Annotated in this window: 12 protein-coding genes; 9 read left to right on the top strand and 3 right to left on the bottom strand. The window is 73.4% G+C overall.

The features are described from left to right. The first annotated feature begins 143 nt into the window (after positions 1–143). The 4 genes from ACH41F_RS28980 (at position 144) to ACH41F_RS28965 (ending at position 4,200) form a co-directional block, all read left to right on the top strand. Complete coding sequence (locus tag ACH41F_RS28980; RefSeq protein WP_398838138.1) at positions 144–1,229, top strand: WD40/YVTN/BNR-like repeat-containing protein; 1,086 nt, start codon at positions 144–146, stop codon at positions 1,227–1,229. 72 nt (positions 1,230–1,301) lie between these two features. Next, positions 1,302–1,979 carry a uracil-DNA glycosylase gene (locus ACH41F_RS28975; RefSeq protein WP_391242860.1) on the top strand — a complete coding sequence of 226 codons (678 nt, stop codon included), beginning with the start codon at positions 1,302–1,304 and terminating at the stop codon, positions 1,977–1,979. Between the two features lie 221 nt (positions 1,980–2,200). Then, on the top strand, positions 2,201–3,160 hold the full coding sequence (locus ACH41F_RS28970; protein ID WP_398838314.1) for an N-acetylglucosamine kinase: 960 nt from the start codon (positions 2,201–2,203) through the stop codon (positions 3,158–3,160). Positions 3,161–3,279: 119 nt separating this feature from the next. Beyond that, the gene (locus tag ACH41F_RS28965; RefSeq protein ID WP_391242857.1) at positions 3,280–4,200 is read left to right on the top strand and encodes a sirohydrochlorin chelatase; all 921 of its coding nucleotides are present in this window, start codon (positions 3,280–3,282) and stop codon (positions 4,198–4,200) included. Positions 4,201–4,536: 336 nt separating this feature from the next. Here the strand turns inward: ACH41F_RS28965 and ACH41F_RS28960 are convergent, their stop codons facing one another. Then, on the bottom strand, positions 4,537–5,568 hold the full coding sequence (locus ACH41F_RS28960; RefSeq protein ID WP_391242854.1) for a beta-propeller fold lactonase family protein: 1,032 nt from the start codon (positions 5,566–5,568) through the stop codon (positions 4,537–4,539). Positions 5,569–6,150: 582 nt separating this feature from the next. After that, positions 6,151–7,644 carry an FUSC family protein gene (locus tag ACH41F_RS28955; RefSeq protein ID WP_391242851.1) on the bottom strand — a complete coding sequence of 498 codons (1,494 nt, stop codon included), beginning with the start codon at positions 7,642–7,644 and terminating at the stop codon, positions 6,151–6,153. 204 nt (positions 7,645–7,848) lie between these two features. Here ACH41F_RS28955 and ACH41F_RS28950 point away from each other — a divergent pair, with 204 nt between their 5' ends. Both ACH41F_RS28950 and ACH41F_RS28945 read left to right on the top strand, forming a co-directional pair. Then, positions 7,849–8,325 carry an Lrp/AsnC family transcriptional regulator gene (locus tag ACH41F_RS28950; RefSeq protein WP_398838136.1) on the top strand — a complete coding sequence of 159 codons (477 nt, stop codon included), beginning with the start codon at positions 7,849–7,851 and terminating at the stop codon, positions 8,323–8,325. Positions 8,326–8,338: 13 nt separating this feature from the next. Continuing rightward, the gene (locus ACH41F_RS28945; protein ID WP_398838134.1) at positions 8,339–9,034 is read left to right on the top strand and encodes an HAD family hydrolase; all 696 of its coding nucleotides are present in this window, start codon (positions 8,339–8,341) and stop codon (positions 9,032–9,034) included. Positions 9,035–9,144: 110 nt separating this feature from the next. On the opposite strand, the gene ACH41F_RS28940 is transcribed toward ACH41F_RS28945, so the two are convergent. Next, positions 9,145–9,912: a LysR substrate-binding domain-containing protein gene (locus ACH41F_RS28940; RefSeq protein ID WP_398838132.1), complete on the bottom strand. Its 768-nt coding sequence runs from the start codon at positions 9,910–9,912 to the stop codon at positions 9,145–9,147. 58 nt (positions 9,913–9,970) lie between these two features. On the opposite strand from ACH41F_RS28940, the gene ACH41F_RS28935 reads away from it, so the two are divergent. From ACH41F_RS28935 to ACH41F_RS28925, 3 genes are all read left to right on the top strand, one after another. Then, a complete protein-coding gene (locus ACH41F_RS28935) occupies positions 9,971–10,369 on the top strand; it encodes a DUF5997 family protein (protein ID WP_391242839.1) in 399 nt (132 codons plus the stop codon). Between the two features lie 304 nt (positions 10,370–10,673). Next, on the top strand, positions 10,674–12,455 hold the full coding sequence (locus ACH41F_RS28930) for an Ig-like domain repeat protein (protein ID WP_391242836.1): 1,782 nt from the start codon (positions 10,674–10,676) through the stop codon (positions 12,453–12,455). 369 nt (positions 12,456–12,824) lie between these two features. Further along, on the top strand, positions 12,825–15,743 hold the full coding sequence (locus ACH41F_RS28925) for a glycosyl hydrolase 115 family protein (protein WP_398838312.1): 2,919 nt from the start codon (positions 12,825–12,827) through the stop codon (positions 15,741–15,743). The last annotated feature ends 91 nt before the right edge of the window (positions 15,744–15,834 follow it).

Below are 15,834 nucleotides of genomic sequence, written 5' to 3'. Positions count from 1 at the left end.
CATGCGGAAAGCGGCCCGCGGATTCCGGGAAGCCGTTAACATCCCGCCCTGACCTGCGGTGAAGCCCGTTCCGGGGGTGACTGTCAGTGCCGGGGTGCAGACTGGCCGGTATCTGAGACAACGACGTCACGGAGGTGGTCGGCATGACCGAGGTACTGCTCGCCGTGGGCACCCGCAAGGGCCTGTTCATCGGACGCAGGCGGGGTGGCACCTGGGAGTTCGACGAGAGTCCCTACTTCAACGCGCAGGCCGTGTACTCGGTCGCGATCGACACCCGCGGTGAGCGACCGCGGCTCCTGGCCGGCGGTGACAGCGCGCACTGGGGCCCGTCCGTGTTCCACTCCGACGACCTGGGCCGCACATGGACCGAGCCGGCGCAGCCCGCCGTCAAGTTCCCCAAGGACACGGGCGCGTCGCTGGAGCGGGTGTGGCAGCTGCACCCGGCGGCCGCGGAGCCGGACGTCGTGTACGCGGGCACGGAACCGGCCGCACTGTACCGCTCGGAGGACCGCGGCGAGACCTTCGAGCTGGTCCGCCCGCTGTGGGAGCACCCCACCCGCTCCAAGTGGGTGCCGGGCGGCGGCGGTGAGGGTCTGCACACGATCCTGACGGACAAGCGCGACCCCCAGGCCCTGACGGTCGCGGTCTCGACGGCCGGGGTGTTCCGGACCACCGACGGCGGCGCGAGCTGGTTCCCCTCCAACTCCGGTGTCTCCGCGGTGTTCCTGCCGGATACCGACCCGGAGTTCGGCCAGTGCGTGCACAAGGTGACCCGGGACGCAGCGACCCCGGACCGCCTGTACCTCCAGAACCACTGGGGTGTGTACCGCAGCGACGACGCGGGTGCCCACTGGACGGACATCGGCGAGGGGCTTCCGTCCACGTTCGGCTTCGCGGTGGCCGCCCATCCGCGTCGCGGCGACACGGCGTACGTGTTCCCGATCAACGCCGACGCGGACCGGGTCCCGGCCGACCGCCGGTGCCGGGTCTTCCGCACCGCGGACGCGGGCAAGAACTGGGAGCCGCTGTCGGCGGGACTGCCGCAGGGCGACCACTACGGGACCGTGCTGCGGGACGCGCTGTGCACCGACGACGCGGACCCGGCGGGCGTGTACTTCGGCAACCGCAACGGCGAGGTGTTCGCGTCGGGCGACGACGGCGACAGCTGGCGCGAACTCGCGTCCCATCTGCCGGACGTCCTGTGCGTGCGGGCCGCGGTCGTCGGATGAGCCACCAGGGGGGACCAACGGGCTTTGGCCACCGGTTGATCACCGCTGTCCTTACGGCAGTAGGGTGACGCCGTGGCTCCACGACCCTTGCATGAAATCGTCGAACCGGGCTGGGCGAAGGCCCTGGAACCCGTTGCCGGACGGATCGCCGAGATGGGTGACTTCCTGCGGGCGGAGATCGCCGCGGGACGCACCTATCTGCCGGCCGGACCGAACGTCCTGCGCGCCTTCCAACAGCCCTTCGACGACGTCCGCGTCCTGATCGTCGGACAGGATCCCTATCCGACGCCGGGGCACGCGGTGGGGCTGTCGTTCTCGGTCGCGCCCGAGGTGCGGCCGCTGCCCGGCAGCCTGATCAACATCTACCGGGAGCTCACCACCGACCTGGGGCTGCCCCAGCCGTCCAACGGCGACCTCACACCGTGGACCCAACAGGGCGTGCTGCTGCTCAACAGGGCGCTCACCACGGCCCCGCGCAAGCCTGCCGCGCACCGCGGCAAGGGCTGGGAGGACGTCACCGAACAGGCGATACGGGCGCTCGCCGCGCGCGGCAAGCCGCTGGTGTCCATCCTGTGGGGCCGCGACGCCCGCAACCTCCGCCCGCTGCTCGGGGACCTGCCGTCCGTGGAGTCCGCCCACCCGTCCCCGATGTCGGCCGACCGAGGCTTCTTCGGCTCCCGCCCCTTCAGCCGCGCCAACGACCTGCTGGTCAGGCAAGGGGGACAGCCGGTGGACTGGCGCCTGCCGTGACCGGAGCCGCGTCCGGTCCGGGGACGGGCGGGACGGGGTCGACCGGATCGGGGACCGGAGCAGCGGGCCCCGCTGCTGCGGCCAGACCTGCGGTGAACGCCGGGTTCGCGGCGTCTCCCGTCGGCAACTCCGGCGGTCCCGTCAATGACTTGGGCTCTGACGGCCCCGTCGCCTCCAGACTCCCCGGTGCCGAGCACGGGGAAAACGGTGGCGAGTCCGGGATCCTCGCTGTCGACTCCGGTGGTTCCGGTCTGCGGGTCGTCGTCGGGACCGTGCGGCGGGGGGCGTTGGCGCAGCGTGAGTCGCGCGAGCCGGTGCGGACCGGGGCCCGGGGGATCGACCCGGAGCACCTGATGCGGCAGCTGGTGCCGATGGTGCGGGCGTTGACCGAGGCGACGGGGGTCGATCGGCTCGGTACGGCCGTGGTCGGCGCCGCCGGGCTCACGACCCTGGGCGAGGCGTTGCGTGCCGAGCTTCCGGAGGCTCTGGGGCGGGAGTTCGGGGTCGGGCGGGTCGCTCTCGCCGCCGACGCCGTCACCGCGTACGCGGGCGCCCTCGGCGCGACACCCGGTGCGGTCGTCGCGGCCGGAACCGGTCTGATCGCGGTAGGCACGGACCTGACGCGATGGCACCGTGCGGACGGCTGGGGACATCTGCTCGGCGACTGCGGCGGCGGTGCCTGGATCGGGCGGGCGGGCCTGGAGTGCGCCCTGCGCGCCCACGACGGGCGGGCCGGCGGATCGAGGGCCCTGCTGGCACGGGCCGAGGAGTTGTTCGGGCCGATGCCCGGACTGCCCAGCCTCCTCTACCCGCGCCCGGACCGACCCGCCGTCCTGGCCTCCTTCGCCCCCCAGGTCGCCGTCTGCGCCCCGGACGACCCCGTCGCCGCGGACATCCTGCGTACCGCCGCCCGTCACATGGCCGAGTCCGCGGCCGCCGTCTGTCCCACCGAGGGGAGACCCCAAGTCGCGCTCACCGGTGGCCTCTTCAAGATCGGTGAGCCTCTCCTCGTACCGCTGGAGGAGGAGTTGGCGAGACGGCTGCCCCATGCGCGCCGGGTGGCGCCGGCCGGAGATCCGTTGCACGGGTCGGTACGGATCGCGACCGACCTCGCGGTGGGCGCGCTCACCCTGCCGAGCGACGGGGCGATGCTGCACGTGGTGACCGGAAAGAGCGACTGATCCCGATCCGACCGCCGCATCCGAAGCGTACGTAACTCATCAGACAAAACCGGACGGATACCGCTCACCTGCACCCTCCCCGAACAGGGAAGCCCAGTAAGCCAGTAACATGCGGCGCCATGAGCTCCCCCACTGGGCCCGCCGGCCTGCCAGTACGAATGCCGCGCCCCCGCCAGCCCGGACGACACCGCCGTCCCGAGCCGCTGGCGGCTCCCGAGGGCGCGCCCGCGCTCGTCCTCGCGGTGCCGGGCACGCCCAGCGCGGCCACGCGCGGCCTTGCCGAAGAGGTCGTGAGCATCGCCCGTTCCGAGCTCCCCGGCCTCGATGCGCGGATCGCGTACATCGACGGGGACGACGCGGAGTTCCCCACGCTCCAGTCGGTGCTCACGTACACCGCGCAGGAGCGCACCGCCCGGTACGAGCAGGCCAAGGCCGCCGGCGTGGAGGCCAGGGAGCCCGAGGGCCCCGTCGCCGTCGTCGTGCCGCTGCTGGCCGGCCCGGACAGCGCGCTGCTGCGGGTCATCCGGCAGGCCGTGATGGACAGCCGGGTCGCGGCCGACCTGACCGATGTGCTCGGCCCGCACCCGCTGCTCGCCGAGGCGCTGCACGTGCGGCTGTCGGAGGCCGGTCTGGCCCGCGCCGACCGGGCGCGGCTGTTCACCGTGGCGACCGCCGCGGACGGCATCATCCTGGCGTCCGTGGGTGGTGACGAGGCGGTGCAGGCGGCCGGGATCACCGGCATGCTGCTCGCCGCGCGCCTCGCCGTGCCCGTGATGGCGGCCGCGCTGGACCAGGACGGTTCGATCGCCTCCGTGGCCGAGCAACTGCGGTCCTCGGGCTCGCAGCAGCTGGCGCTGGCGCCGTACCTGATAGGGCCGGAGATCGAGGCGGCGCTGATCGAGGAGGCCGCCAAGGAGGCGGGATGCTCCGCCGCCGAGGCGCTGGGCGCCTACCCGGCCATCGGCAAGCTCGCGCTGGCCAAGTACACGACGGCCCTGGGCATCGCGCCGCAGCAGCCGCAGGGCGCACCGACCCGCTGACGCGTGGCCGCACCACGCCACGCACAGCCGTGAAACCGCCGAAGGGCCCCTTCCACTCCGGAAGCGGGCCCTTCGGCGTGCGTCCCGCACGCGGTGCAGCGAGACACCATCACAGCCAGCGAGCCGACAGGGCTGTCGAGGCGCCCCGAGCCGACCGATCCGGCGCTGGGCCGGTCGCGCCCCCGGTTGACTGAGTGAGACCGGCGGGCTGAGAGCGGGGGCACGGCGGGCCAGACCCAGCCTCCCGAACTACGGCGCCCGGCATCGGGTGCCCGGCACGACCGCTGCTCCTCGGACCCTCCGGTCCCGTGCCCCCGTGTCCAGCACCCGCCCCGGTCAGTCGAAGATCACGCAGGACGCCGCCGGGAGTTTCAGGGCGCCGGTGCGGGAGGGCAGGCCCGTGTGGGGGTCGGTCGCGAACCAGGTCACGTCGCCCGAGCGTTCGTTGGCGGCGTACAGGAAACCGGCCGACTCGGTGAGCGCCCGCGGCCAGTGGCCGCCGCAGGGCACGGTGCCGACGAGCCGCAGCCGGTCGTCCTCGACGGCGAGCGTGGAGAGGACGTCCTCGCCTCGGGTGGCGGTCCAGACGAAGCGGCCGTCGGGTGAGACCACCACACCCGAGGGATAGGCGTCGCCGGCCGGGGCGCCCGGCAGTACCTGGGCCTCCGTCAGCGGCTCCAGGAGGCCCTCGTCGGCGTCCCAGCGGCAGACGGTGACCGTCGGGGCGAGTTCGTTGACGACGTAGGCGCGGGTGCCGTCGGGGTGGAAGGCCAGGTGGCGTGGGCCGGAGCCGGGCCGCAGGGCGAACTCGCGGTGTACCTCGGGGCGGCCCTCGGGCACCGTGCACACTCGCACCGAGTCCGTGCCGAGGTCGACGCTGACCGCCCACCGCCCGCTGGGGTCGGCCTGCACCTGGTGGGCGTGCGGGGCCTGCTGGAACCGCGGGTGCGGTCCGGACCCGGCGTGCCGCAGGCTCCCGGACAGGGCGCTCGCGAGGGTGCCGTCGGGGCGCAGGGGGACGGCGGTGAGGCTGCCGGAACCGTAGTCGGCGGTCAGGACGTGACCGTCGTACAGCCCGAGGTGGGTGGGTCCGCCGCCGACCGGCACGGGACGGCCGAGGGGCTCGACCTTGTCGTCGGCGACCCGGTACGCGGCGACCGCGCCCTCGGCGGTCTCGCTCACCGCGTAGAGGGTGCGTCTGTCGGGTGACAGGGCCAGGTAGGAGGGGTCGGGCAGGCCGTTCACACTGCCCAGGGGCGTCAGCCCGCCGTCGTCCGGGGCCACGGCCGCGAGCACGATCCCCGGCCCTCCGGCCGCCGTGAAGGACCCGATGAAGGCCCGCCGCCGTCGCTCGCCGCCGTCTGCCACCGCAGTCCCCTCTCGGTTCTGTGCCGTCGAGGGCGACGGCTCCAGCCGATCATCGAAGGTCTAGACCTTACACCGCGAGCGTCGCCGCCCCGCAAGGGGACGCGGGACCCTTCGCCGTTCGGCCTCCCACGGTTCGGCCACCCGCCGTCCCCCCGCCCACGGTTCGGCCTTCCGCCGTTCCGCCACCCGCCGTTCGGCCTCCCGCCGTACCCCAACGCACCGTTCGGCCACGCGCCGTTCCCCCACGCACCGTTCGGCCACCCGCCGGTCGGCCACCCGCCATTCCGTCACCCGGCGTTCGGCCTCCCGCCGTTCCGCCGCCCACCGTCCGGGCACCCGCCGTTCCGCCGCCCACCGTCCGGGCACTCGCCGTTTCCCCGCCCGGCGCTCAGCCGACACACTCAGCCGGCGCCCAGCCACCCCCGCCGGAGTCCCGCCCCGGCTCCCAGCCCGCCGTTTTCCAGGCTTCGGCGTGGCGGACGTCCACCGGACAACGACGTCGCGGACGTCCACCGGGCAGCGCCCCCGAAGACCCGGCCCACGCCGGGAACGGAACGGGTCTCCCCGATCACCCCGGCAGGGTCACGCGCCGACGAGCGGCGACCCGGACGGTGACCGCAGCGGTGTCGCCAGCTCGGCGAGGGCGCGTTCCAGGCCGTGCAGGTGGGCCAGCGCGGGTTCGGACGCGGGCGGCTGGTCAGTGACGGCCAGCTCGTCGAGGCGGCCGTCGGTGAGTGCCTCCACCGCGGCCTCCACGCGCCAGCAGGCCGCGGCGAGGCGGGCGTCGTGGGAGGCCTCGGGGTCGGCGGCGACGGCGACCAGGCCGCGGATCTCGCGGGCGCAGTCGTCGAGGAGCGCCAGCACGCGGTGGGCGCGCCGCTTGCGGCCGAGCATCGGGTTGAGCGGGTGCACCAGCGGGGCGACCGAGAGCCGTACCCGGGCCAGCAGGTGTTCCAGTTCGGCCACCCGCGGGGCCGGGTCGGCGTCCGCGACCCCGCGCAGCCGGGCGGCGGTCTCGGCGGTGCAGGCGTGGACACAGCGCAGGGCGCGCTGGATCCAGGCGTCGGTGGTCGTGTGGGTGGTGACGGGCAGCACGAACAGCACGGCGAGCACGGCCCCGAGCGCCCCGACGCCGGTCTCCACCAGGCGCAGGGCGAGCAGGCCGGGGGTGAGCAGGCCCAGCAGGCCGTACAGCAGCTCGGCGAGGACGGTGACGCAGAGCATCATCCAGGTGTACGAGACCGCGGCCGTGTAGAAGATCCCGAAGACGCAGGCGGCGAGGAGCACGGCCGAGGGCACCGGGGCTCCCGCCAGCGGGACGGCGACGAGCAGTCCGAGGCCGATGCCGATCACCGTGCCGAGGACCCGGCGGAAGCCGCGGACGAGGGTCTCGCCGCGCGAGGTGGTGTTGACGAAGACCCACCAGGTGGCGCCGACGGCCCAGTACCAGCGCTCCGGGGAGACCAGCTGACCCACGACCAGCGCGAAGGCCGCGCCGGTGGTCGCCTGGACCGCCTGGCGGGTGGTCACCCGGGCGAGGCCCGTGCCGGGGGGCGGGGCGGGGACCGGGGCCGGGGGCAGCCGGCGCTCGTAGCACCACAGGCCGAAGCGGACCACGGCCGCGCTGAGCACGGACAGCAGGACGGCCGCGTACAGCTCGGGCAGCCGTTCCGGGGTGGCCCGCAGGAACTGGGCGACGAAGAACGTCATGAACGCGAACACGCCGAGGCTGTGTCCGCGTGGTCCCCAGCGGCGCGCGTACACGCCCGCGCCGATCACCGCGAGGAAGGTGAGGTCGCGGGCGACGGGGTGGTCGTGCAGGGTGGCCGCGGCGGCCAGCACGGGGAGGCCGACGACCGGGAGCAGCGCGGTGGTGACGGCCTGGGCGCGGACCGTGGCGTCGGTGACGGTGAAGAGCGCGAGCAGGGCGGCGAGGCCGCCGGTGACGGCGCCGACGAGGGAGTGTCCGGCGAGGCCGACGACGAGGACCGCGAGCCCGATGCCCAGTACGGCCCGGGCGGCGAAGCGCAGCCGTACGCGCCCCGGGTCCGGTGCCGTGAACATCCTCTTCAGCACTGCTGTCCGCCTCCTGCATCCCATCGAGTACCGGCATGAAAAAGGCGCCGCGGGGGTCCGCAGCGCCATCGACCGGCTCATTGGAGCACCACTGCCCCGACTGGCTCAAGCGACCCCGACTACGCTGGTCCATTGGCATAGACAAACCGGTCTCGGCCCCTCCAGTGGCGGGCCAACGGACCACGGACGACGAAAGGCCGCACCATGGCCGTGGACGAGCTCGACACCCGCATCCTGCGCCTGCTGCTGGAGCGGCCCCGCACCAGCGTGCGCGAGTACGCCCGGATCCTCGGCGTCGCGCGGGGCACGCTCCAGGCCCGCCTGGACCGGCTGGAGCGGGACGGTGTGATCACCGGCACCGGACCGACCCTCTCCCCCGCGGCCCTCGGCCACCCCGTGCTCGCGTTCGTGCACATCGAGGTCACCCAGGGGCGGCTGGACGACGTGGGCGACGCGTTGGCCTCGGTGCCGGAGATCGTCGAGGCCTTCTCGATCGCGGGCGGCGGAGATCTGCTGACCCGGGTCGTGGCGCGGGACAACGCGCATCTCGAGGACGTGATCCAGAAGGTGATCAGCCTGCCGGGGGTGGTGCGCACCCGCACGGAGGTGGCCCTGCGCGAGCGGGTGCCGCACCGGCTGCTGCCCCTGGTGGAGTCGATCGGCCGCGCCGTCCGCGCCTGACATCCTGGGCGCCATGAGCAATCTCGGCAGCCTCTCGGTCATCTTCGATCTCGATGGAACGCTCGTGGACAGCGAGCCGAACTACTACGAGGCGGGCCGCCAGATCCTCGCCGAGCACGGTGTCCCCGGCTTCACCTGGGAGGAGCACGAGCGCTACGTCGGCATCAGCACCCTGGAGACGGTCCGGCTGTGGAAGCGCCGCTACGACCTGGGGCCCTCCGTCGAGGAGTTGTTCGCCGCGACGGACCGCCGCTATCTGGAGCTGGCCCGCGCCAACACACCCGCCTACCCCGAGATGCGTGCGTTCGTGGCACTGCTGGCCTCCGAGGGCGTGCCGTTGGCCGTGGCCTCGGGTTCCTCGCCCCAGGCCATCGACGCGATCCTGGCCGGCACCGGCCTGGACGCGTATCTGCGCACCGTCGTCTCCGCCGACGAGGTCGAGCGCGGCAAGCCGGCGCCGGACGTCTTCCTGGAGGCGGCCCGCAGGCTTGGCGCCGCTCCGGCCGACTGTGTGGTCCTGGAGGACGCGGCCCCGGGCGCCGCCGCCGCGCACGCCGCCGGGATGCGCTGCATCGCGATCCCTTACGTCACTGCCCAGGCCGACGCCCCGGAGTTCACCACCGCGGACCTCCTGGTGCGCGGCGGTCAGCGGGAGTTCACGGCCCGGGCCGCGTACGACTGGCTCGCGCGCTCGGCGGCGGCATCCTGACCGCGCGGGTCACCCCGTCCCGTGCCGCCCCGCCCCGACCCACGGCTGAGGCGTTTCCGCGTGCGCCGGACGGTCCCCGCGCCTCGTGAAGGCGCTTCGCGCCAGAACGCCTAGGACCGGCGCTTGGGCTTGCCGCGCTTGGCGCCCTGGGGCTTCTTGCCGGCGGGCGGCTTGCGTCGGCCGCCGTTGCCACCGTTGCCGCCGGTGCCGGAGGCCCCCCTGGCCTGCTTCTTCGGCTGGGCCTGCGTCCCGGCGGTCCGGTCCGTGGAGCGGCCCCGAGTGCTGTTGACCGTGCGGCCTCGGACGATGCCGATGAAGTCCTCGACCATGTCCGTGGTCGCGTCCTCCCGCCACGACAGGGCGACCGCGGACACGGGGGCGTCCGTGACCGGCCGGTAGGTGAGGTCCTTGCGGTGGTGCAGCCGGGCCAGGGACTGCGGGACGATCAGCACGCCGATCCCGGCCGCGACCAGCTCGACGGCGTCCTCCGTGGTCGCCGGGCGCTCGAGGGCGGGACGGCCCGGCAGCCGGTCCCAGTCCAGGACGTCGTCGAGGGGGTGCAGCACGATCTCGTCGGCCAGGTCCTCCCTGGTCACCTCGTCGACCGCGGCGACGACGTGGTCCTTGGGGACGACGACGACCGTGGTCTCCTCGTACAGCGGGATCGCGCTGAACACCGTACGGTCGACCGGCAGTCGGACCAGACCGGCGTCCGCGGCGCCGTCCCGGAGCGCGTCGCGTGCCTCGGGGGCGGGGAGCTGGAGGAGGGTGAGCGGGATGTCGGGCAGCCGCTCGTTCCAGATCCGCACCCACTTCGAGGGGGTCACGCCCGGAACGTAGGCGAGCCGGAACTGCGGGGGTTCTTCCGAGCCTGTCACCTGGCCAGGTTACCGGCCGTGGTCAGCGGCGGTTCACCCAGTGGATACCCTGGACACCATGACGCAGCACCAGAGCACCCAGACGATGAAGCCCGCGACCGCGGCGAAGAAGCTGGGTGTGTACCTCGAGGCCACCCCCGCCGAGTTCCGTGAGGGTGTCGTCTCGCGGGCCGAGCTCAACCAGCTCCAGACCGAGCCGCCCCAGTGGCTCCAGGACCTCCGGGCCCACGGCCCGCACCCCCGGCCGGTGGTCGCGGCCAAGCTCGGCGTGTCCATCGCGGGCCTGGCGCGCGGCGGTGTCACCGAGGCGCTGACCACCGAGCAGATCGAGGCGCTGAAGCAGGAGCAGCCCGACTGGCTGGTGAAGGAGCGGGCCACGCAGGCCGAGGTCCGCAAGGAGACGGCCCGGATCAAGAAGAAGAACGCCGAGAAGGCCGACCGGCCCGACAGCGACTGACGTACGGCTGACGTGCGTCCGCGGTCCCCGGCCGCGCTACCGGCGTACGTCTGCGCTTCCCGTCCGCATCACCGATGCACGACCGCACTTCCCCGGCCGCACTTCCGACGTACGTCCGCGATGCCCGGCCGCGGTGCGGCGGCGTCGAGGGCCTCCCCCGCCCCGGCCGGCCCCGCGTCGGTGGGCCCCGCGCCGCCGCCCCGGCCGAGACTCTCGACGCGCGATCGAGCCCTATGGCGGAATCGTCCCCTCCCCACGCGCCCCCTTGATCACAGGATCTTCACCCCTGTTACATGGGGGGCACATGGGTCTCGCCGCTCCCGGCGAGGCCCAATTACGCCTGTGGGGGGCACAATTGAACACCGCACACCGTCCCAGACGTCTCGCGGCCGCCGTCGTCACCGCGGCGCTCGCCGCCACCGGGCTGACCGTCGCGGCCGCGCCCGCGGCCCACGCGGCGGCCTCCGACGCGGTGGCCAAGCTGCCGATCACGTCGTACTCGGCCCTGGCCGTGGACTCCGCACACCAACGGGTCTACGTCGCCGACGGCAACCTGGGCACCTACGCCACCGGTCTGATCGCCGTCTACAACTTCCAGGGCGAGCGGGTCACCACGATCAGCACCCAGCAGCACATCTCCGGGCTGGCGCTGAACGCGGACGGCTCCACCCTCTACGTCGGCGGACGCGAGGTGCTCTGGCGCTACGACACCAGCACCTACCAGGCGGACGGCCTGTACGTCTCCACCGACACCTGCGGCCGCAGCCTCGCCTTCTCCGGCGGTACGGCGTACTTCACCACGCCGTACGCGCCCTCCCCGTCGGGCTGCGACGCCACGCTCACCTACCTCGACTCCTACGCGCCCGCGAACAACACCGCGCCGCGCACCGACTGGCAGGACCACGGCAAGCTCCAGCTGGAGGCCGGGCCCGGCGATCGGATGCTGATGGGGCAGCCGCTGAACGCGCAGGCGGCCGACCCGTTCCTGACCGTGTACGACACCAGCGGCGGCACCCTGGTCCGGGGCGCGGCCCGGCGTTTCGCCGACGCCGACGGCCAAGGCGCCCTGAACCTCAAGGACATGGCGTTCTCCGCCGACGGCACCAAGGTCGCGGTCGCCGACTCCGCCCAGGGCACCCGGCTGCTGAACACCACCGATCTGTCCGACGCGGACACCGGCTACCCGGCCCTGCCCGCCGGGGCCAGTGCCAGCGCGGTCGCCTTCAGCGGGGACGGCAAGTACGTCGCCCGCGGTGCCTCCGCCTCCGGCGCGACCCCGGACCTGCTGGTGCAGCCCGCGGACCCGACCGACTCCACCGCACCGCTGGAGTTCGCCTTCGAGGGCAGCCTCGACGGCGACCGGGTCGCACCGCGCGGCATGGAGTGGTCCGCCGACGGCGCTCGGCTGTTCACGGTCACGACCAACGCGGCCGGCAACCAGTACTGGCTGCACGTCATCCAGCCCCCGGCCGTGCAGTACGACGTACGCCTCGGCAGCGCGCTCACCCACAGCCCCGCCCAGGCCGTCGTGGGCGAGCCGCTGTCGGTGCGGGGTCGGCTGGAGCACGACGGACCGGCGCCCGCCGAGCCGCTGCGGGTCAGGGCGACCCGTACGGACGCCGGCGGCAGCCATGACCTGGGCACCTTCACGGTCAAGGCGGACGGCTCCTACACCGTCCTGGACGAGCCCGAGCTGCTCGGGAACGCCACCTACACCGTCTCCTACCTCGGTGACCTCACCCACCGCCCGGCGACCGACGTCACCCACACGGTGTCCGTCGGCAAGGCGCCCACCTCGATCGCCCTCACCGCCCCGGCCGAGGCCTCCCTGGCGACAGGCGTCGAGATCACCGGCACCTTCACCGCCCGGGGCAGCGCGCTCCCGGAGCGGGCGGTGCTGAAGGTGGAGCGCACCGACCGGCTCGGCACCGGCACGCTGTCGTCGGTGACGGTCGCCGCGGACGGCACCTTCAAAATCAACGACATCCCGCGCACCCGGCGGGAGACCACCTACAAGGTGAGCTGGCCGGGCGACGACCTGCACACGGGCTCGACGGCGTCCGCGACGGTGTACATCACCCGCTGACCCCTCGCGCCCGCGTCCTCCCGGCGGCGATCCTGAATCCTCTGACGGCCGCCGCCGGGCTCCCGGCCCGCGTCCCTCCGGCGGCGGCCCTCAACCCCCTGACGGCCGCCGCCGGGTTCCCACCTCGCACCGTGGGCCATCCACATGGCCAACTCCCCCACGCATCACCCTGGACGCTCCGGTGGGCCCTGCCCTAGGCTGCGCAGCAAGCGCTTTCTAAGCCATAGGCCAATCCCGTCATGCGCCGAGCTCCGCCCACCGTCCGTGCGCGAGCCGACGCGGGCCGGCGCGGAAAGGTAGCGTCCCGTGCCGCACCCCGAACCGAACGGCCCGTCCCCCTCCTGGAGCCGCAAGTCCTTCCTGCGGGGCATGGCCGCGGCGGGGGTGGCTCCCCTGCTCCCGGGGCTGCTGCCCGCCGCCACCGCCCGGGCCGCGGAGTCCGGCCGGTCCCCCTTCCCGCTGGTGGCCGACGGCACCGGCGTCGACGTCTTCGTGGACGCCGGTGACGACCACGCCGTGATCCGCGCGGCCGGCGATCTCCGGGCCGACATCGAACGGGTCAGCGGGGTCCGGCCCGCCCTCGTCCACGCACCGCCCCGGAAGGCGGCCGGAGCGATCCTGGTCGGCACCCTCGGTGCGAGCCCGGTCATCGATCGCCTCGCCGAGGACGGGCGCCTCGACGTCTCCGGCGTGCAGGGGCGCTGGGAGGCCTCCGTGACCCAGGTCGTGGAGCGCCCGGTGCCCGGTGTCGAGCGCGCGCTGGTGATCGCGGGCAGCGACCGGCGGGGCACGGTCTACGGGATCTACGACACCTCCGAGCGCATCGGGGTCTCACCCTGGTACTGGTGGGCCGACGTACCGGTCGAGCACCGGGCCACGGTGACGGTCCCCGCGGCCACCTTCAAGCGCCGTGAGCCGTCCGTCCGTTACCGCGGCATCTTCATCAACGACGAGCAGAACCTGACCACGTGGTCGCAGCGCACCCAGGAGCCCGACAAGAACATCGGCCCCAGGACGTACGAGCGTGTCTTCGAGCTGCTGCTCCGCCTCAAGGCCAACTACCTGTGGCCGGCCATGCACCCGTACTCCGACTTCTTCAACAAGCACCGCGAGAACCCCGAACTGGCCGAGCGCTACGGCATCGTCGTCGGTTCCAGCCACCCCGAGGCGCTGCTGCGCAACGGCGTCCACGAGTGGGAGCCGTGGGCCGCGGAACACCCGAACGCGGACGGCACCCTGCCCGTGTACGACTACACGGTCAACCCCACCGTGATCTCCGCCTACTGGAGAGCCCGGGCCAGGCAGAACGCGCCCTACGAGAGCAGCTGGACCCTCGGTATGCGCGGACTGCACGACAGCGCGCTGGAGACGAAGTACGCCACGACGATCCCCGAGAGGGTCGTCGTGATGAACGACATCATCGCCGACCAGCGCCGGATCCTGGCCGAGGAGGTCGGGGCCGCGGCCGAGCCGCAGATCTTCATCCCGTACAAGGAGGTCCTGGAGCTGTACAACGCGGGCGTCCAGGTCCCCGAGGACGTGACATTGATCTGGCCGGACGACAACCACGGCAACATGCGCCAGCTGCCGAACGACGCGGAGCGCGCCCGCCCGGGCGGCAACGGCATCTACTACCACCTGTCCTACTGGGGCCGCCCGAAGAGCTACCTGTGGCTGGACACCACGCAACTGGCCAAGGTATGGCAGGAGTTGCGCCGGGTGTACGAGCACGGTGTGGACCGCATGTGGATCTTCAACGTGGGGGACGTCAAGTCCATCGAGACCGGGCTGTCCTTCTCCCTGGACATGGCCTGGGACGTCGACCGGTGGGACGCCGACGAGGTGGAGGACTTCCTCGCCGAGTGGGCCGGGCGGCAGTTCGGGCACCTGCACCGGCGGGAGATCGCGGCGATCCGCACCGAGTACTACCGTCTCGCGGCGGAGCTGCGGCCCGAGTTCATCGCGCGCGGCATCCTGTCGGTGATCCACCACGGGGACGAGGCGGGCCGTCGCCTGGGCGCGTACGAGCGGCTGCTGGAGCGGGTGCGGGCCGTGGGTGCCGAGTTGCCGGAGTCGTACCGGGACGCCTTCTTCGAGCTGGTCGAATACCCGGTGCACGGGGCGTACTTGATGAACCTCAAGTACTACTGGGCCGATCGCAACGGGCTGGCGGTGACGCAGGGACGCGGGGCCGGGGCCAACCGGTTCGCGGATCTGGCGGAGGCCGCGCACACCCACGAGGCGGCCCTCACCAAGCGCTACAACACGCAGGTGGCGGGCGGGAAGTGGGACGGGATCGTCAATCCGTACCCTTCGCAGATCCCCAAGGCGCCGGGGCGGCCGGGCGTCACGCGGGTCGCCCGTCGGGAGACCTCGGGGCTGGGGGTGGCGGCCGAGGGCAACGAGACGGGCGCGGCGCGTGCGCTGGCCTTCTCCTCCTACACCCGTGACCGGCGTTTCGTGGACGTCTTCAACACCGGTTTCCTGCCGCTGGACTGGGCCGCCGAGGCCGCCGCCCCCTGGCTCCGGCTCAGTTCGGCCGGCGGCTCACTGGCCGAGCAGATCCGGGTGTGGGTCGAGGTCGACTGGGCGCGGGCACCGCAGGGCACGCTCGACACGGCGGTCACCTTCACGGGTGCGGGACAGAGCGTCGACGTGCCGGTGCGGGTGGTCAACGACGGCCTGCGCGCGCTGCGGCGGGCCCGGGGGTTCGTCGAGGCCAACGGTTTCGTGTCGATCGACGCCGCGCACTTCGAGCGGCGGGTGGCCCGGGGCGGGATGCGCTGGCGGTTCGTCCGCGGCCTCGGACGCCGCAGCGGCGCGATGGAGGCGGGCCCGTCGACGGCCGCCCCGGTCACCGGTGACTTCGCCCGCCGGGCACCGGAGGTGAGGTACCGGGTGCGGTTCGCGAGCACCGGCACCTTCCCGGTCACCGTCTTCCGGCTGCCCTCCCTCGACGAGCGCGGGTACCGCCGGGTGGCCGTCGCCCTCGACGACCAGCCGCCCGCCGTACTGACCGGGCAGGCCGTCGCCACCGGCAACCGCGGGGACGCGTGGGCCCGGAACGTGGAGGACGGCATCGAGAAGCTCACCACCACCGTGAGCGTCGCCCGGGCCGGCGAGCATGTGCTGCGCCTGTTCATGGTGGACGCGGGCATCGCCGTGGACCAGATCGTCATCGACACCGGCGGACTGCCGGCCAGTTACCTGGCGGCTCCCGAGAGCTACCACCCGGAGTTCAATCCGGAGCCGGCGTACGCGCCAGGCCTGGACGTTCCGGAGGGCTAGGGCCTGTTGTGAAAGTGGCCTCGTCGCCCGGAGGGCGGCCGCGCGGCGTTCGGTGCGTGCTCTCGGCGTGCCGCCCGGAAGCCCTCGTACT

This window comes from Streptomyces sp. NPDC020489 (assembly GCF_044386545.1).
Taxonomy (GTDB): domain Bacteria; phylum Actinomycetota; class Actinomycetes; order Streptomycetales; family Streptomycetaceae; genus Streptomyces.
The sequence above is the reverse complement of the archived record's forward strand: the minus strand, read 5'-3'. Positions and strand labels throughout refer to the sequence as shown.